Annotated in this window: 14 protein-coding genes; 6 read left to right on the top strand and 8 right to left on the bottom strand. The window is 72.9% G+C overall.

The genetic code is table 11. From position 1 onward, the window contains the following. Positions 1 to 41 precede the first annotated feature (41 nt). From atzF to AC07AZ_RS36290, 4 genes are read right to left on the bottom strand one after another with little or no spacing between them, the layout of a single operon-like run. Positions 42 to 1,694 (bottom strand): allophanate hydrolase, encoded by a 1,653-nt coding sequence (gene atzF / locus AC07AZ_RS36305; protein ID WP_478855024.1) that lies wholly within the window; start codon positions 1,692 to 1,694, stop codon positions 42 to 44. Positions 1,695 to 1,711: 17 nt separating this feature from the next. Continuing rightward, positions 1,712 to 5,224: a 5-oxoprolinase/urea amidolyase family protein gene (locus AC07AZ_RS36300; protein WP_478855023.1), complete on the bottom strand. Its 3,513-nt coding sequence runs from the start codon at positions 5,222 to 5,224 to the stop codon at positions 1,712 to 1,714. Beyond that, positions 5,221 to 5,838: an urea amidolyase associated protein UAAP2 gene (locus tag AC07AZ_RS36295; RefSeq protein WP_478855022.1), complete on the bottom strand. Its 618-nt coding sequence runs from the start codon at positions 5,836 to 5,838 to the stop codon at positions 5,221 to 5,223. Before AC07AZ_RS36295 ends, AC07AZ_RS36300 begins: the two co-directional genes overlap by 4 nt. Next, positions 5,835 to 6,659 carry an urea amidolyase associated protein UAAP1 gene (locus AC07AZ_RS36290; protein ID WP_478855021.1) on the bottom strand — a complete coding sequence of 275 codons (825 nt, stop codon included), beginning with the start codon at positions 6,657 to 6,659 and terminating at the stop codon, positions 5,835 to 5,837. Before AC07AZ_RS36290 ends, AC07AZ_RS36295 begins: the two co-directional genes overlap by 4 nt. A 216-nt stretch (positions 6,660 to 6,875) precedes the next feature. Here AC07AZ_RS36290 and AC07AZ_RS36285 point away from each other — a divergent pair, with 216 nt between their 5' ends. The 6 genes from AC07AZ_RS36285 to AC07AZ_RS36260 all read left to right on the top strand — a co-directional run bounded on the left by AC07AZ_RS36285 (position 6,876) and on the right by AC07AZ_RS36260 (position 12,663). Beyond that, positions 6,876 to 7,511 (top strand): TetR/AcrR family transcriptional regulator, encoded by a 636-nt coding sequence (locus AC07AZ_RS36285; RefSeq protein ID WP_478855020.1) that lies wholly within the window; start codon positions 6,876 to 6,878, stop codon positions 7,509 to 7,511. A gap of 504 nt (positions 7,512 to 8,015) precedes the next feature. After that, a complete protein-coding gene (locus AC07AZ_RS36280) occupies positions 8,016 to 9,593 on the top strand; it encodes a sensor histidine kinase (RefSeq protein ID WP_478855019.1) in 1,578 nt (525 codons plus the stop codon). Continuing rightward, a complete protein-coding gene (locus AC07AZ_RS36275; protein ID WP_478855018.1) occupies positions 9,590 to 9,997 on the top strand; it encodes a roadblock/LC7 domain-containing protein in 408 nt (135 codons plus the stop codon). Before AC07AZ_RS36280 ends, AC07AZ_RS36275 begins: the two co-directional genes overlap by 4 nt. Further along, positions 9,994 to 10,383 (top strand): DUF742 domain-containing protein, encoded by a 390-nt coding sequence (locus tag AC07AZ_RS36270; protein WP_478855017.1) that lies wholly within the window; start codon positions 9,994 to 9,996, stop codon positions 10,381 to 10,383. Before AC07AZ_RS36275 ends, AC07AZ_RS36270 begins: the two co-directional genes overlap by 4 nt. After that, positions 10,364 to 10,984, top strand: a complete 621-nt coding sequence (locus AC07AZ_RS36265) for a GTP-binding protein (RefSeq protein ID WP_478855016.1) — start codon at positions 10,364 to 10,366, stop codon at positions 10,982 to 10,984. Before AC07AZ_RS36270 ends, AC07AZ_RS36265 begins: the two co-directional genes overlap by 20 nt. Before the next feature lie 179 nt (positions 10,985 to 11,163). Further along, positions 11,164 to 12,663, top strand: a complete 1,500-nt coding sequence (locus AC07AZ_RS36260; RefSeq protein WP_478855015.1) for a cytochrome P450 — start codon at positions 11,164 to 11,166, stop codon at positions 12,661 to 12,663. On the opposite strand, the gene AC07AZ_RS36255 is transcribed toward AC07AZ_RS36260, so the two are convergent. From AC07AZ_RS36255 to AC07AZ_RS36240, 4 genes are all read right to left on the bottom strand, one after another. Continuing rightward, the gene (locus AC07AZ_RS36255) at positions 12,657 to 13,625 is read right to left on the bottom strand and encodes a pseudouridine synthase (protein ID WP_478855014.1); all 969 of its coding nucleotides are present in this window, start codon (positions 13,623 to 13,625) and stop codon (positions 12,657 to 12,659) included. The two genes, AC07AZ_RS36260 and AC07AZ_RS36255, sit on opposite strands and share 7 nt — an antisense overlap. A 492-nt stretch (positions 13,626 to 14,117) precedes the next feature. Continuing rightward, complete coding sequence (locus tag AC07AZ_RS36250) at positions 14,118 to 15,671, bottom strand: amino acid permease (protein WP_478855013.1); 1,554 nt, start codon at positions 15,669 to 15,671, stop codon at positions 14,118 to 14,120. 336 nt (positions 15,672 to 16,007) lie between these two features. Beyond that, positions 16,008 to 16,124 (bottom strand): SGM_5486 family transporter-associated protein, encoded by a 117-nt coding sequence (locus AC07AZ_RS36245; RefSeq protein WP_003947372.1) that lies wholly within the window; start codon positions 16,122 to 16,124, stop codon positions 16,008 to 16,010. A gap of 43 nt (positions 16,125 to 16,167) precedes the next feature. After that, positions 16,168 to 17,264 (bottom strand): CynX/NimT family MFS transporter (locus AC07AZ_RS36240; protein WP_478855012.1); only part of this gene is annotated, 1,097 nt, incomplete at its 5' end.

Here is a 17,264-nt window from a genome sequence, read left to right as displayed (position 1 = left end):
TGGGGCTGCGGTCTGTTGCCTCGGTTCCGCGTCCTGACGGGTCAGGTCGTCAGGTAGGGGCGCCAGCCTTTGTGGTGGGTGATGTCTTCGGCGGCTGTCAGGGCTGAGGGTTCGCAGAGGAAGCCCGGGGTGTGGGTGCCGTCGGAGAGGTGGATCCTGCCCAGGGCCATGGGGCGGGGGAGGGTGGTCAGCAGGTGGCCCAGGCCCTCCGGGGGGAGCTGCCAGATCTCCGTCTCGATGGGGGCGCCGCCCTCGCCGACGTGGACCAGGCCGGGCTTGGGCGGGTCCGTGCGCAGGGCGTACAGGCGGTAGACGGGGGCCGTCGTGGTCGTACGGTCGAGGCGGGCGCCCACGGAGAGCAGCTGTGGGTTCAGGGGCTGGCCCGTGAGGTGGGCGCCGACGACGGCCAGGTGGGTCACCGGCCGCAGGAGGGCCGCGACGCGGGCCAGTCGTTCGTCGGTGAACGCCGGGCCGACCAGCATGACGCCGAAGGGCAGCCCGTTCACCTCGCCCGCCGGGACGGCGACGGCCGCCAGGTCGAAGAGGTTCGTGGAGTTGGTGAAGCGGCCCAGCCGGGCGTTGCTGCCCAGCGGGTCGGCGGCGACCTCGGCGAGGGTGGGATGGCCGGGTGCGGTGGGCAGCAACACGGCGTCCGCGTCGCCCAGTTCGGCCAGGGCCCGGGTGCGCAGGGCGGCCAGGCGGTCGTGGTCGGTGAAGAGCCGGTGGGCCGGGATGTCACGGGCGCGGGTGATGATGCCGGCGACGGTGGGATCGAGGGACTCGTCGCCTTCGGAGATTGCCTTGTCGACAAAACCACCCACCGCTGTATAGCGCTCGGCCACGAACGCGCCCTCGTAGAGCATCGCGGCGGCCTCGGTGAAGGGGGCGAGGTCGAGGGTGCGGAGGTCGGCGCCCGCCGCGCCCAGCCGGGTGACGGCGGCTTCGTAGGCCTCCACCCAGCCCTCGTCCAGTTCGCCGAGCTGCTCCCGGGCCGGGACCGCGACGCGCCACGGCCCGGGAGCGCGCTGCGGGAGCGGGGGCAGGTCGCGGGCCGAGGGCGACGCCATGTACGACAGCGCCTGTTCGGCCTCCGGGAGGGTGCGGGCGAACACCGTGACGCAGTCGAGGGAGGCGCAGGCCGGAACGACTCCGGTCGTCGGGACCAGGCCGCGGGTCGGTTTGAGGCCGACGACGCCGTTGAAGGCGGCCGGGACCCGGCCCGAGCCCGCGGTGTCGGTGCCCAGCGCCAGGTCCACGAGGCCCAGGGCCACCGCGACGGCGGAGCCGGAACTCGAGCCGCCGCTGATCCTCGCCGGGTCGTGGGCGCCGCGTACCGCGCCGTAGGGCGAGCGGGTGCCGACCAGGCCCGTCGCGAACTGGTCGAGGTTGGTGGTGCCCAGCACGATCGCGCCGGCCGCGCGGAGGCGGGCGACCGCCGGCGCGTCGGCCTGCGGCTCGTAGGCGTACGACGGGCAGCCCGCGGTGGTGGGCAGTCCGGCCACGTCGATGTTGCCCTTGACGGCGAGCAGGCGTCCGGCGAGCGGGAGCCGCTCGCCGGCGGACACCCGCGCGTCGAGCGCGCGGGCCTCCGCCTCGACCTCGGCCCGCGGGCGCAGGCCGATCCAGATCTCCGGGCGGTGGACGGCGTCGAGGCGGGCGTAGGCGGCGTCGACGCGGGAGAGGGTGCTGGACATGCGCTGTTCCTCGGTTTTCAGTTCGGGGCCGGGGCGAGCACGAGGAGCGCCGTGCCCGCCTCCACCTGGTCTCCCGGCTTCGCCAGGATGTCCGCCACCACGCCGGCGACCGGCGCGTGCACCCTGGATTCCATCTTCATCGCCTCCAGGGCCAGAAGCGGCTGTCCGGCGGTCACCGTGTCGCCGGGTGCGACGTTCAGCTGCCAGACCGAGGCGGCGAACTCGGCCTCGACGAGCCGGCCGCCCGCGGGCACGGTGACCTCCGCCGGGGGAGCGGCCGGTGCCGCCGCCGCGTCGGCGCGCGCGAACTCGCCCGCCGTCTCCCACGCGTCCCGCTCCGCCGCGAAGGCCGTCCGCTGCCGGGAGCGGAACTCCGCGATGGACGCGGCGTTCCCGGCGAGGAACGCCTCGTGGCCGGCGAGCGAGAAGGTGCCCTCCTCGATGCGCGGTACGAAGCGGCCGGAGGTGATGTCGGCGCGCAGTTCGAGGAGTTCGTCCGCCTCGACCGGATACCACTTGATCCGGTCGAAGAACCGCAGCAGCCAGGGGGAGCCCGGTTCGAACGCGCCGCGCTGCTGCCAGCCCGACCACACCTGGGTCGTACGGCCGACGAACTGGTAGCCGCCGGGGCCCTCCATGCCGTAGACGCACAGGTAGGCGCCGCCGATGCCGACGGAGTTCTCGGCGGTCCAGGTGCGCGCCGGGTTGTACTTGGTGGTGACCAGACGGTGCCGCGGGTCCAGGGGGGTGGCCACCGGGGCACCGAGGTAGACGTCGCCGAGGCCGAGGACCAGGTACTCCGCGTCGAAGACCGTGTCGTACACGTCCGCCACCGCGTCGAGGCCGTTGACGCGGCGGATGAACTCGATGTTCCACGGGCACCAGGGCGCGTCGTCGCGGACGCCCGCCATGTAGCGGGCGATGGCCTCGCGGGTGGCCGGGTCGTCCCAGGAGAGCGGGAGGTGGACCGTGCGGGAGGGCACGACCAGCTCGTCGGTCGGCGGCAGGCCGGTGATGATCTCCCGTACGGCGGTGAGGAGTTCGTGCTGCGGCAGCCGGCGCGGGTCGGTCCGGACCTGGAGGGAGCGGATGCCGGGGGTGAGGTCGGTGACCCCGTCGAGGCAGGCGTCGGTGACCGCCTCCATCAGGGCGTGGACGCGCATCCGCAGGGCCAGGTCCAGCTGCATGGGGCCGAACTCGATGAGCAGGTTGTCGTCCCCGCTGCGCCGGTAGGTGACGTCGCCGTCCCGGGCGAGTATCCCGCCGTCGACGATGGCCGGGCGGGGCGCCCCCGTGACGTCCACCGGGGTGAAGCGGACCGTGTCGCCGGGCCGCAGCTGGCCCAGCTTCCAGCGCTCGCCGCTGGTCACCGTCGCCGGGCAGACGAACCCGCCGAGGGAGGGACCGTCGGGGCCGAGCAGGACCGGCATGTCACCGGTGTAGTCGACCGCGCCGACGGAGTACGGGGTGTCGTGGATGTTGGACGGGTGCAGCCCCGCCTCGCCGCCGTCGGAGCGTGCCCAGCGCGGCTTGGGGCCGACCAGGCGGACACCGGTGCGCGCCGAGTTGAAGTGGACCTTCCAGTCGGCGGCGTAGAAGTCGTGGATGTCCTCCTCGGTGAAGAACTCCGGTGCCGCGTGCGGGCCTTCGGCGGCGGCCACGTGCCAGACGGCGCCGAAGGCGGGGCGGTCGGTGGCCGGCACCGGCGTGCCCTCGCGGACCGTTCCGCCGTGCAGGACGTCGCCGGTGCGCAGCGCCCGCCCCCCGTGACCGCCGAAGCGGCCCAGGGTGAAGGTGCTCGCGCTGCCCAGATACGCCGGTATGTCGAGGCCGCCCGCGACGAGGAGGTAGGTGCGCAGGCCGTGCTCGGCGGGAGCGCCGATCTCCAGTACGGCGCCGGCGGGCACCGTCACCGGCTCCCACTGCGCGGCCGGTGCGCCGTCCACGGTCACGGGGGCGGGGGCGCCCGTGACGCACACGGTGGTGGGGTGGGTGAACCGGAGGGCGGGCCCCTTGAGGGTGCATTCGAGTCCCGGCGCGCCCTCGTGGTTGCCGAGCGCCCGGTTGCCGAGCCGGAAGGACAGGTCGTCCATCGGGCCGCAGGGCGGCACGCCGACCTGCCAGTAGCCGGTGCGGCCAGGCCAGTCCTGGACGGTGGTGAGTGTCCCGCCGGAGACGACCTCGACGCGCGGCGTCGGGTCGGTCACGGTCGCGAGGGTCGCCGTGGAGTGGGCGGCGGCGCGGAAGTCCCGGTGCGTGAGCGCGGCCCGCACGAGCCCCAGGTTCGTCTCGATGCCGTCGACCCGGGTGCGGGCCAGCGCCTCGTCCAGCCGTTCGAGGGCGTGCGCCCGGTCGGAGCCGTACGCGACGATCTTCGCGAGCATCGGGTCGTACGACGTCGTCACCTCGGTGCCGGTCTCCACCCAGCCGTCCACGCGGACCCCCGGCGGGAACTCCACCCGTGTCAACAGGCCCGCGCTCGGCCGGTGTTCGCGTGAGGGGTCCTCGGCGTACAGGCGGGCCTCGACGGCGTGACCGCGGGGCCGGCCGGGCTCGCGGACGACGTCCGCCTCACCGCGGGCCAGGCGCAGCATCCAGGCGACCAGGTCGACGCCGTAGACCTCCTCGGTGACCGGGTGTTCGACCTGGAGGCGGGTGTTGACCTCCAGGAAGTACGCCTCCTCGCGGGTCGCGTCGTACACGAACTCGACCGTTCCGGCGGAGCGGTAGCCGACCAAGGCGCACAGGTCGCGGGCGGCGTCGGCGAGTTGGGCGCGCACGTGCGCGGGCAGGCCGGGCGCCGGTGCCTCCTCCAGCACCTTCTGGTTGCGGCGCTGCAGGGAGCAGTCGCGGTCGCCGAAGGTGACGACCCGGCCCTCGCCGTCGCCGAAGACCTGGACCTCGACGTGGCGGGCGCGCTCGACGAGACGTTCCAGGAACACGCCGGCCAGGGAGAAGGAGGCGGCGGCGACGCGCTGCACCCGCTCCCAGGCGTCGGCGAGTTCGCCGGCGGAGTGGCAGGCCGACATGCCGATGCCGCCGCCACCGCCGGTCGCCTTGAGCATGACCGGGTAGCCGATCGCGCCCGCCCGTTCGAGGGCTTCGTCCAGGGATGCCAGCAGTCCGGTGCCCGGTGCCAGGGGTACTCCGGCCGCCTCGGCCGCCGCCCGGGCCGTGTGCTTGGCACCGAACAGCTCCAGTTGCCCGGGTGTCGGGCCGACGAACACGATCCCGGCGTCCTCGCAGCGGCGTGCGAAGGCCGCGTCCTCGGACAGGAAGCCGTACCCGGGGTGGATGGCGCCGGCGCCCGTGTCCTTGGCCGCCTTCAGGACCAGGTCCGCGTCGAGGTACGACTCCTTCGCGGGCGCCGGACCGAGCCGCACCGCCTCGTCGGCGAGCCGGACGTGCGGCGCGGAGCGGTCGGGGTCGGAGTACACGGCGACCGTGCGCAGGCCCAGTTCGCGGGCGGTGCGGATGACGCGGACCGCGATCTCGCCCCGGTTGGCGACCAGCAGCGTGTCGAAGGTCATGCGGTGCCCGCCTCGGTGTCGGCGGCGGTGACGGTCATCTCCACCGCCGTCGGCTCGAAGCCGTTGCACGGGTTGTTGATCTGGGGGCAGTTGGAGACCAGGACGAGCACGTCCCGCTCGGCGCGCAGGGTCAGCTTCAGGCCCGCAGCCGAGAGGCCGTCGACGATGCCGAGGGTGCCGTCCTTCTCGACCGGCACGTTCATGTACCAGTTGATGTTGGACACCAGGTCCCGCTTGCCGAGTCCGTACTTCGCGCCCTCCGCGAGGAAGTTGTCCACGCAGGCGTGCTGCGACCAGGTGTGGTGGCCGTAGCGGAGGGTGTTGGACTCCTTGGAGCAGGCGCCGCCGACCGTGTCGTGCCGGCCCACCTGGTCGGCGGTCACTGTCATCAGCGGGGTGTGCTCGTTGGACATCAGCACGCTGCCGGTGGTGAGGAAGATGCCGCCCTGCGCGTGGATCGTGTCGGGCGCGCTGTAGCGCACCGACGTGTCGTGGGCGTCGTAGACGAGGAAGTCGACGGCCTGGTTGCCGTGCAGGTCGGTGACGGTGAGCGTCTGGCCCGCGCGGACGACGGACGACCAGGCGGCCCGGGCGGGAACGACGGACGTGCTCATGCGAGCCCCCTCGCGGCGAGAAGTTCGGCGGTGTTGAGGAAGGCGCGGCGGCCCTCCGGGGTGGCCTCCCACAGCGGGTCGCCCGGCCCGGTCGCCTCGGCGCGCCAGGCCAGCACCTCCAGCGGGGTGCTGACGTAGTCCGGGCGGGGGTCGGCGGGGTGCGGCACGTTGGCGATCAGCACGGTCACGTCCTGCTCGGCGCGGAGTGTCACGCTGCCGCCGGGGCCCGCGGAGCCGGTGAAGTCGAGGGTGCCGTCGTCGCGGACCTCGACGCCCTGGAAGAAGGAGAGTGAGGGCGGCAGGTCGCGGGGCTCCAGGCCGTTCTTCGCGGCCGCCAGTTTGAACAGCTCGCGGCCGGCGGGGGAGAGGGACTGGGGGGCGCCGTCGCCGTAGCGCGCGGTGTTGCGCACGAGCGTGGAGGTGCCGCACAGGGCGTCGTGCCGGCCGGAGCTGTCGGCGACCACCGAGGCGAGGACCCGGCCCTGGTCGGACAGGAGCAGCCGGTCCTCGCCGAGGTAGGCGTTCCACTGGACCTTGACCGTGTCGGCGACGTTCAGCCGCTCCCAGGGCCGGTCGGCCGCGTACAGCAGCAGGTGGGCGCAGGCGTCGCCCCGCAGGTCGGTCAGCCGCAGCTCGGTGCCGCGGGCCAGTACCCGGTGCGTGTAGTTGCCGCCCGCGACCGTCTCGGCCCACACCAGGTGGCCCGCCTCGCAGGGGGGCGCCGGCCAGCTCCCGGCCGGTACGACGGGCATGGCCTCGGTGCGCGTGCCCTGCTGGGCACGCGCATGGGCGCGGGCTCCGTAAGTGGTCGCTGTCGCCATCGCGGGACCTCCGGCTCCGGTGGGGGACCGTCCCGGCGGACGGCTCCGTTGTATTTCTGTCGCCCGACAGAAATTAGGCGGGGGCCGGGTCGTGGGCGTTGCCCTCGCGTTGCCGCCGGGTTACCGAGCACTCACGCGAAGCTGCCGGGTCCGCCCGGGGGCAGTGACGTCGTCGCCGGGAGATCGCCCGCGATGCCGTGTGCGAGGATCGAACGCATGGGGACGACAGGGGAACCGCCGGGCCGCCGGGTCGGCCGGCCGCGGGCCGCGCAGCGGCCGGACAGCGGTCTGCGGCCGCGCGAGGAACTGCTCGCGGCCGCCGCCGAGTTGTTCACCACCCGCGGTTACGCGGCCACCACCACCCGGACCGTCGCCGAACGGGCGGGCATGCGGCAGGCTTCCATGTACCACTACGTCTCCGGCAAGGAGGAACTGCTCGCCGCGCTCCTGGAGTCCACGGTGACGCCCTCCCTCGCCTACGCCCGCTCCCTCCTCGCGGACGACACGGCCCCGGCCGAGGGCCGGCTGTGGAAGCTGTGCCGTACGGACGTGGAGTTGCTGTGCGGCGGACCGCACAACCTCGGCGGCCTCTACCTGCTGCCCGAGGTGCGGGCCGAGAAGTTCGCCGGCTTCCACGCCGTACGTGCCGAACTCAAGGACGCCTACCGGCAGTTGCTCGCCGCCACGGCCGCGGGGGGCGCGCTCGCCAAGACCGACCTCGATCTGCGTACGGACCTCGTGTTCGGGCTGATCGAGGGGGTCATCCTGGTCCACCGCTCCGATCCGGAGCGGTCCGTGTCGGTGTTCGCCGAGGCCACGGCGGACGCGGCGCTCCGGATCGCCGGCGTCTGAGGGAACCTCCGCCTGAACCGCCGCCGGGTCCGGCCTGAGCCGCTACCGGGTCCGGTTCGGGCGTCCGCCGGGTCCCGCCCGTACCTCAGGCGGGTCCCGCCCTGAGCCGTCGTCGGGCCCCGCCCGTACCGCCGCCGGGTCCCGTCCGGGCGTCCGCCGGGCCCCTCCCCGGCCCTCCGGTGGCCCTCGCCCGGACCGTCCGGGGGACCCCGTCACCCGTCACGGTGAGTGGTTTTCGCACGCCTGTGCTCCGTGACGCTCCGTGTGCGAATGGAGGCTGAGCGTATAAATGAGGCAGAGGGTACTCCTGTCGCGAGGGGCGATTCAGGCGCTTGCCGAATATGACACGGCCTTGATCCGGTCGGACTAAGCTCGCCCGCAGCGCACCGAGTTGAGGTGTATTCGTGCGCTTGTTCCCAAACATACCGAAGATCCTGAATTTCCTTGGACATACCCCCCACCGCACACCCCAGACTCCCAGCCGACTTGTTTCAGAGGGCCCACATGGTGAGTGTTCGACCCACTCCAGACCGCCGTGAACTCCCGTACGCACGGGTGCTGTTGCTGCCCGCCATAGCGATGGCGGCGGTTACCGGAGCCGCCGTCGCCGTGGTGGCGGAGCCGGCCCGGACGGCCGTCGGCTGGTGCGGCGCCGCCGCCACCCTGCTGGTACTCGTCACCGCCGCGTCGGCGGTCCGACGCGGGCGCTCCCTGCGCGACCTGAGCGCCGAGCAGACCCGTCACACCGCGTACCTGGAACAGCGGATCGCCGCCCACGACCAGGAGATGCTCCGCTTCGCCAAGGAGATCGCGCCCGCCGCGCTGAACCGGATGCGCGGTGGAAACTCCCCCGGAGAGGTGATTCGCCACCTCGGGGACATCGACCCCTCCTACCGCGAACTTCCCCAGGCACAGGTGTCGTTGCTGAAGACGGTGCTCGACATCGTCGACCGCGAGGAGTCGATGCGCGACGCCGCGCAGCGTTCCTTCGTCAACATCGCCCGCCGCGTCCAGGCCATCGTCCACCAGCAGGCCAACGAACTGCGGGAGATGGAGGAGGACCACGGCCGCAACCCCGAGGTCTTCGACGACCTGCTGCGCATCGACCACGGCACCGCGCTCATCGGCCGGCTCGCCGACTCCATCTCCGTCCTCGGCGGCGGCCGCCCCGGCCGCCAGTGGCCCGAACCCGTGCCGCTGTTCAGCGTGATGCGCGGCGCGATGTCCCGGATCCTGGAGTACCGCCGCATCGAGCTGCACTCCATCGCCAAGGTCAACATCCGCGGCACCGCCGTCGAACCCCTCATCCACGCCGCGGCCGAACTCCTCGACAACGCCACGCGCTACTCGCCGCCCCAGACCAAGGTGCACGTCACCGCGCACGAGGTGCAGACCGGTGTCGCCATCGAGATCGAGGATGCCGGCGTCAGTCTCAGCGAGGAGGCCCGCGCCCAGGTCGAGGGCATGCTGGAACGCGCCAGGACCGGCGGCGTGGAGGACCTCGGCGAGTCGCCCCGGCTGGGCCTGGCCGTCGTCGGCCGGCTCTGCAAGACGTACAAGATGCAGGTCTCGCTGCGGGCCTCGGCCTACGGCGGTGTCCGCGCCGTCCTCGTGGTGCCCAGCGACATGATGACCTCCGACCACGCCCCCGGCCTCGCCCACGGCATCGGCGCCACCGCCGCGCCCAAGACCGACCTCGGCGCGCTCGAAGGACCCAAGCGCACGCCCAAGAAGCGCCGTCCCACCAGCCCCCGCATCACCGCGCCGCTCTCCATGGAGGACGACGTTCCCGAGGTCACGGAGTGGACGGCGGGCGGTCTGCCGCAGCGCCGCAGCCGGGTCAAGACCCCGCTCGCCCAGCGGCTCGCCGAGCAGGCGGCCATCGAGCGCGCCGAACGCGAGGGCCGGCCCACGATCTGGTCGACGCCCGCCCCGGAACCGGCGCCGAAGGACCCCGAACCGGGGCTGTGGGTCGAGGCGTTCATGGACGGCCTCAAGGGCGCCCCGGACCCGACCGCATTCACCCAGCCGACACACGAGCCGGCCCGCATCGAGGCCGACGACGAGAGGGACCTCAAGTGATCCAGCAACGAGCGAACTTCGACTGGATGCTGAAGGATCTCGCCGACGGCGTCCCCGGTATCGAGATGATCGTGGTGCTCTCCGCCGACGGCCTGCGCATCGCCCGCCACGGCGGCGAACAGGACGCCGCCGACCGCGTCGCCGCGGCATGTGCGGGCCTGCAGAGCCTGGCGGGAGCCGTCGCCCAGGAGATCCCGGACAGCGACGGCCGGATGCGCATGGTCATCATCGAGGTCAACGGCGGCTACTTCTACCTGATGGCCGCCGGCCCCAACGCCTACCTCGCGGTCCTGTCCGACGTGGTCGCCGAGCCGGGCCTGATGAGCAACCGCATGCGCGACCTCGTCGTCCGGATCGGAGCACACCTCACCAGCCCGCCCCGGCGCAACGGCCAGACCGTATGACTCCTCCGCAACGCCGGCGGCGACACCCCCGAACAGAACCGCCGCCCAGACAGGGCGGCAAGGACCCCCAGCGGCTCTACGTGCTCACCGGCGCCGGAGACCAGGGGCAGCGCGCGGAACTCGACCTGGTCACGCTGATCGTGGCACGCGCCGACCCCCCGCCCTCCGCGCAGCCCGAGCAGGCGGCCCTGGTCCGGCTGTGCTCGACCCCCCTGTCCGTGGCCGAGATCTCGGCCTATCTCAACCTGCCGTACAGCGTGGTGACCGTCCTGCTCACCGAGCTGCTGACGGCCGGACTGGTCCAGGCGCGCGCCCCGATCGTCCGCCAGGCGCTCCCCGACCGTTCCCTCCTCGAAGCGGTGATGCATGGACTTCAAAAGCTCTGACACCATCACGGGTCCACGGACCGAGGACCACCTGCCGCACACGGCCCAGGCCGCCGTGAAGATCGTGATCGTGGGCGGCTTCGGGGTCGGCAAGACGACCATGGTCGGCTCGGTCAGTGAGATCAGGCCGCTGACCACCGAGGAGACCATGACGCAGGCCGGCGTCGGGGTCGACGACAACTACGGCTCCGACTCCAAGACGGCCACCACCGTGGCGATGGACTTCGGTCGGATCAGCATCACCGACCAGCTCGTGCTGTACCTGTTCGGCACCCCCGGCCAGGAACGCTTCTGGTTCCTGTGGAACGGCCTGTTCGAGGGCGCCCTCGGCGCGGTCGTGCTGATCGACACCCGCCGGCTGGAGGTCAGCTTCGAGGTCATGGACCGACTGGAGGAGCGCGGTGTGCCGTTCGTGGTCGCCGTCAACACCTTCCCGGACGGACCCCGTCACCCCGTCGAGGACCTGCGCGCGGCGCTCGACCTGAGCCCGGACATCCCCATCATCGAGTGCGACGCCCGCCGCCGTGCCTCCAGCCGGGACGTCCTGATGACCCTGATGCGCTTCCTGCACTCCCTCGCGATGACGGGCTCGCTCACCTGAGGACCCGGCCGGTCACACCCGCCGGACCGACCCGGCCGCGCCGACCGGCTCCCGCCCGGCCGCATCCCGATAGCCCGATAGCCCCATAGCCCCATAGCCCGATGGCCCAGAGCCCCATAGCCCCACACCCCCGTATCCACCGACTGCCCAGACCCCGGATCCACTTCGGAGCGATCACTGTGACGTCTGAGTCCCACTCCCTCACCGGTACGCAGGACCCCACGGCCGGTCCGCCGCCCGGCTGCCCCGCCCACGGCCGCGGCCCCGGGGGGCTGCGCCGGCTGTACGGCCCGGACGCGGAGGACCTGAGCTCCCTGTACGACCAACTGCGCGAGGAACACGGCCCGGTGGCGCCCGTGCTGCTGCACGACGACGTGCCGATGTGGGTGGTCCTCGGTCATGCCGAGAACCTGCACATGGTACGCACGCCCTCCCAGTTCTGCCGGGACAGCCGCATCTGGACACCCCTCCTGGAGGGCATGGTCAAGCCCGACCACCCGCTCATGCCGCACATCGCCTGGGAGCCCATCTGCTCCCACACCGAGGGCGACGAGCACCTGCGGCTGCGCGGCGCGGTCACCGGCGCCATCTCGACGATCGACTACCGCAGCACCCGCCGGCACATCAACCGCTACACCCAGCGCCTGGTCAACGAGTTCTGCGAGGAGGGCGCGGCCGACCTGGTCAGCCAGTTCGCCGAGCACCTGCCGATGGCCGTGCTGTGCGAGATCCTCGGCATGCCCGAGGAGTACAACGACCGCATGGTGCAGGCCGCCCGCGACATGCTCCGCGGCACCGAGACCGCCATCGCCAGCCACGCCTACGTCATGTCCGCCCTCCAGCGGCTCACCGTCCGCCGCCGCGCCCAGCCCGAGGAGGACTTCGCCAGCCACCTCGTCAACCACCCGGCGGGCCTCACCGACGACGAGGTCACCAAGCACCTGTGGGTCGTCCTCATGGCGGCCTACGAGGCCACCGCCAACCTCATCGCCAACGTGCTGCGCATGGTCCTCACCGACCCGCGTTTCCGCGCGCAGCTCAACGGCGGGCAGATGACGGTGCCCGAGGCGGTCGAGCAGTCCCTGTGGGACGAACCGCCGTTCAGCACGGTCTTCGCCTACTTCGCCAAGCAGGACACCGAACTCGGCGGCCGGCGCATCCGCAAGGGCGACGGACTGCTGTTCGGCATCGCGCCCGGCAACGTCGACCCCCGGGTGCGCCCCGACCTCGGCGCCCACATGCAGGGCAACCGCTCCCATCTCGCCTTCGGCGGCGGCCCGCACGAGTGCCCCGGCCAGGACATCGGGCGCGCCATCGCCGACACCGGCGTCGACGCCCTGCTGATGCGGCTGCCGGACGTCGAACTCGACATCGACGAGGACGAGTTGTCCTGGACCGAGTCGCTCGCCTCACGCCACCTGGTGGAGATGCCGGTCCGCTTCGAGCCGAAGCCGCAGCAGGACGTGATGCAGAAACCGAGCCACGCCCCGGTCCCACCCCAGCGGGCCCCGTGGCAGATCGGCACCCCGCCGCCCCAGGCCGTCCGGACCGCGCCACCGGCACCGGCGCCGCTGCCGGACCCGGTGCCCGTGGCGGCCGCTCCGGCGCAGCCCGCGGCCGAACCGGCCCGCCCGATGGGGGCCTGGCGGCGCTTCCTGGTGTGGTGGCGCGGCTACTGACCGGCCGACCAGCGGTCGTACGAGGCCCAGGCCCCGAGCTCCAGCCCACTGCGGAACCGGTGCTCGACCCCTGTGACCGGATCGGTGAACTCAAGTTCCCGTGCCAGCAGTTGCAGCGGGCGCCGGAAGTCACCGGCCGGCACGGGACCGGTCACCACCGGGTACAGCGGATCGCCGAGGATCGGCACGCCGAGCGTGTTCATGTGGACGCGCAACTGGTGCGTCTGTCCCGTGGCGGGCAGCAGGCGGTAGCGGCCGAGGAGGCCCAGCCCGTCCGGCAGCGGGCGGTGCTCCGCCAGTTCGACCCGGGTGACCGCGTTCGGCTCGCCGTCGATCTCGCGGGCGGCCAGCACTCCGCGCTCCTTGAGGATCCGGCTGCGTACGGTCCGGGGCAGGGTGAGCGAGACGTCGAGGGGCGCGACGGCCTCGTACACCTTGCGCACTCTCCGCTCGCCGAACAGCGACTGGTACGCGCCGCGTTCCTCCGGTCGCACGGTGAACAGCAGGAGTCCGGCGGTCAGTCGGTCCAGGCGGTGGGCGGCACCGAGGGCGGGGAGGTCCAGCTCCCGCCGCAGCCGTGCGAGCGCGGTCTCGGTGACATGGCTGCCCCGGGGTGTGGTGGCCAGGAAGTGCGGCTTGTCGACGACCACGATGTGCTCGTCGCGGTGCACGACCTCCAGCGGGAACGGCACCCGCACCTCGGCGGGCAGCTCGCGGTGGAACCAGACGAACATCCCCGGCTCGAACACCGCGTCGGCCGCGACCGCCCGGCCGTCCGCCCCGACGACCAGGCCCGCCGAGAACATCCGGTCGACGACCCCGGCACCTGCCCCCGAGAGCCGCTCCGCGAGATGCTCTCGCACCGTGGCCCAGTCACCCTCGTGGGGCAGCCGCACCCGCACCGGATCGATCCCCTCGCGCTGAGGCAGGGGAGAGGGCGGAATCCGGGGCTTGCGTCTCATCGGGAGCAAGCGTACGAGGTGCGGTCCCGGGCGACTCCCCGCGCCCGAGGGCCGGTCCACGCAAGCACGGGACCGGCCCTCGGCGCGCGCTCCGGCGCCGCCCTGGTCGAACGGCCCCTCGCCGTCCGAGGCGCCGCCCCGGTCGGGTGGCCCCGGCGCTCTGCCGGGCGCGGCGCCGGGCTGTCGTACGGCCATCCGGTCCGCCGTACGACAGCCCGGGTTCCGTCCCGTCGCAACGGCCCCCGCGACCCCGCGGCCCGCCGAGCGCGGCTAGTGCCGCGACAGGCGACGTTCGCCCCGTCGCGACGCCCGGCACGCTCCCCCACTGCCGTAAGGGCGGGGGAGGTGCCCCCACTCGCCGCACCAGCCGAAGACCCGAGTACGTCCAGTCGAGGGCCTCCGGCCGGCACTCCCCCAGCCTCCGGCCGGGGGGACCCCCAGAGCACGCACCGGACGCCGCTCCTTCACGGGCAAACGTTGCCTGCCACGGCACTAGGACGCCGCTTCCGGGACCGCAGCTGGTGTCACTGATCGGCCGCGGTGTGTGGACGCCACCCGCCACAGCGCTCCGGCGCCCACCGTGACCAGCAGGAACAGCACCGTGAACCACAGGAAGTACCAGTGGCCGCCCGCCGGGTCGTACACCGCGGCCCGGGGCCAGGCCAGGTTGACGGTCATGAACAGTCCGTAGAGCAGGGCCAGCACGTTCACCGGGACGCCCCAGCGGCCCAGGGAGAACAGACGGGCACCCGTCTCGTCGGTGCCCTCGGAGGTGAACCCGCCGCGCAGGCGGCGGAGCAGCAGCGGGCCGGTGACCATCGCGTACGCCAGGTACAGCATCACGATGCAGGTGGTGCCGATCGCGAGGAACGCCTCAGGGGAGGCGAAGTTGAGCAGCAGCAGCGCCGCCGCGAGGACGCCGACGACCAGGGCGGGCGCCCCGGGCATCCCGGTGCGGGTGTTGACCTTGGCGAGGCGGCGGGCGAAGGGGAGCTGCCCGTCGCGGGCCATCGAGAACAGCATCCGGCAGGCCGCGGTCTGGATCGCCAGCGTGGCGACGGCGATCGCCACCACCACGTCGGCCAGCAGCGCGCGCCCGACGCCGTCGCCCAGGCTGCTGGTGAGGACGTAGCTCAGTCCGTCGACGCCCAGGTGGCCGTCGGTGAGGCTCGGCGCGGCGAGCAGTCCGCCGAGGACGATCAGTCCGCCGAGCAGGCCGGCGGCGCCCAGCGCGGTGAGGATGGTGCGGGGCGCGGTGCGCCGGGGGTTGTGGGTCTCCTCGCTCATCTCGCCCGCGCTGTCGAAGCCGATCATCACGTACGCCGCGGTGAACGAGCCCACGAGCAGCGCGCCGAACAGGCCGGACTGGGCGGCGGTCCCGGTGTGGAAGGTGATCCCGGGGGAGCGTTCCGAGTGGGTCAGCAGCAGGACGACGATGAGGACCGCGCCGATGATCTCGGCGGTCACGCCGACCCGGTTGACGACGGACATCACCCGGTTGTCCACGAGGTTCACGATCGTGGTGAGGACCAGCAGGACCACACCGAGGACGGCAGCGTTGGCGGCTCCGTCGGCCGAGACCGGTGAGGGGTCGCTGCCGATCAGCTGGAAGCCCGACCAGATGGCGGGGAGCACCATCTGGAGCGCCAGTGCGGCTGCCGCGACCACCACGATCTGTCCGATCACCATGATCCAGCCGGCGAACCAGCCGAAGGTGGGGTTCGACAGGCGCGAGGACCACTGGTAGATCGCGCCCGAGATGGGGTAACGGGCGGCGAGTTCGGCGAAGCAGGCGGCGACCAGGAGCTGTCCGGTCAGGACGATCGGCCAGGCCCAGAAGAAGACGGGGCCCCCGAACGCGTAGCCGAAGGCGAAGAACTGGAAGACGGTGGTCAGGACGGAGATGAACGAGAAGCCGGCCGCGAACGAGGCGTACCGGCCGAGGCTGCGGTGCAGTTCCTGGCGGTAGCCGAACTCGGCGAGGGAGCGGTCGCCGGGGGACTCCGGCGGGTCGGGGCGCAGGTCGGAGGGAAGGGTCGTGGTCACGGCGGCACCTGCCTTGGGCGCTGAATTCCTGTCGGTTGACAGAAATTAGGGAGCCGCTGTTTCCGTGGCGTCACGTGAGCGTGTCCGAGCCGGGCCCAAGTCCTCACGTTCCGGGCGACCCCGCCCTGTCGCGATGGGTCGCGTCTGTTCCCGGGGGTGGGAAAGCGGGTGCGGGAAGCCGCCGCCAGGAGCCGGGGCCACACCGTCGGGCAGCCACACGGCCACACAGTCGGGCAGCCGGGCGCGTACGGCGGAGGCAGCGGCACCGCCGGGCAGTCGGGCGGCTGCCGAACCCCTCCCGGGGGAAGGGGGGGGGGCCCCACTGGCCCCGGCGCCTCAGGGTGAGGCGATGGTGGCGATGATGCCGATGATCACGCTGATGCCGAGTATCAGGCTGAGCAGGCCGAGAAACTTGCGCTGCCCGTTCGGAGGGTTCGGTTCCAGTACGCCCATGGCCCCCAGTGTCGCACCGCCGCCCGGCCCCGGTGGACCCGGGTCAGGCCCGCGCGGCGGCCTCGTCCTCGATGACGCGGTTCTTGCCCGCGAGGATGCCGGCGACGATCTGCGGCACCATCAGGGCGGCCATCAGCGCGATGGGCAGGCTCCAGCCGCCGCTGTGCTGGTAGAGGACGCCGACCAGGAGCGGGCCGGGGATGGAGATGAGGTAGCCGGTGCTCTGGGCGAAGGCGGAGAGCGAGGCGACCCCGGGGCCGGTCCTGGCGCGCATGCCGATCATGGTGAGGGCGAGCGGGAAGGCGCAGTTGGAGATGCCGAGCAGCACGGCCCAGAGCCAGGCGCCGCCGACCGGCCAGAGGTAGAGCCCGGCGTAGCCGATGAGGCCGCAGGTGCCGAGGACGACCACGACCGGGCCCTGGCGGGGCAGGCGGGTGGCGACGCGGGGGATGACGAAGGCGAGCGGGATGCCCATGGCCATGGTGACGGCGAGCAGGATGCCGGCGGTGCCGGCGGCGACCCCGGCGTCGCGGAAGATCTGCGCCATCCACCCCATGGTGATGTAGGCGCCGGTGGCCTGGAGGCCGAAGAAGACCGCGAGGGCCCAGGCGGTGGGGCTGCGGACCATGCTGAGCCGGGCGGCCGGCGCCCCGCCGGTGGGGGCGGGGGCGGCCTGCTCCTGCCGCTCGCGGGCGAAGAGAAGCCAGGGCAGGACCGCGGCGACACCGAGGGCGGCCCAGACCAGCAGGCCGAAGCGCCAGTCGTCACCGAGGGCGCGGGTCAGCGGCACGGTGACGGCGGCCGCGGCGGAGGTGCCGACGGCCAGCGCCATGGAGTAGAGGCCGGTCATGGTGCCGACCCGGTCGGGGAACCAGCGCTTGACGATGACCGGCATCAGGACGTTGCTGACCGCGATGCCCATCAGTGCGAGGGCGCTGAAGAGCAGGAACGCGGGGGTGGCCCCGGTGAAGGGGCGGACCAGCAGACCGGTCGCGATGGCGGCCATGCCGGCGCAGACCACGGCGGGCGGGCCGAAGCGGCGGGCCAGCCGGGGCGCCATGACGCCGAAGAGGGCGAAGCAGAGCGGGGGCACGGAGGTGAGGAGTCCGGCGACGCTGCCGCTCATGCCGAGCCCGTCGC

The sequence above is a fragment of the Streptomyces sp. NPDC043878 genome, from assembly GCF_056435735.1.
Note: the sequence above shows the minus strand (reverse complement) of the source record. Positions and strands in the feature narration are given on the sequence as shown.

Coding starts and splice junctions, on each gene's coding strand:
- AC07AZ_RS36270 (WP_478855017.1), top strand. CDS start 9,994: ATGACTCCTCCGCAACGCCGGCGGCGACACCCCCGAACAGAACCGCCG.
- AC07AZ_RS36285 (WP_478855020.1), top strand. CDS start 6,876: ATGGGGACGACAGGGGAACCGCCGGGCCGCCGGGTCGGCCGGCCGCGG.
- AC07AZ_RS36280 (WP_478855019.1), top strand. CDS start 8,016: ATGGTGAGTGTTCGACCCACTCCAGACCGCCGTGAACTCCCGTACGCA.
- AC07AZ_RS36255 (WP_478855014.1), bottom strand. CDS start 13,625: ATGAGACGCAAGCCCCGGATTCCGCCCTCTCCCCTGCCTCAGCGCGAG.
- AC07AZ_RS36300 (WP_478855023.1), bottom strand. CDS start 5,224: ATGACCTTCGACACGCTGCTGGTCGCCAACCGGGGCGAGATCGCGGTC.
- AC07AZ_RS36245 (WP_003947372.1), bottom strand. CDS start 16,124: ATGGGCGTACTGGAACCGAACCCTCCGAACGGGCAGCGCAAGTTTCTC.
- AC07AZ_RS36290 (WP_478855021.1), bottom strand. CDS start 6,659: ATGGCGACAGCGACCACTTACGGAGCCCGCGCCCATGCGCGTGCCCAG.
- AC07AZ_RS36295 (WP_478855022.1), bottom strand. CDS start 5,838: ATGAGCACGTCCGTCGTTCCCGCCCGGGCCGCCTGGTCGTCCGTCGTC.
- atzF (WP_478855024.1), bottom strand. CDS start 1,694: ATGTCCAGCACCCTCTCCCGCGTCGACGCCGCCTACGCCCGCCTCGAC.
- AC07AZ_RS36265 (WP_478855016.1), top strand. CDS start 10,364: ATGGACTTCAAAAGCTCTGACACCATCACGGGTCCACGGACCGAGGAC.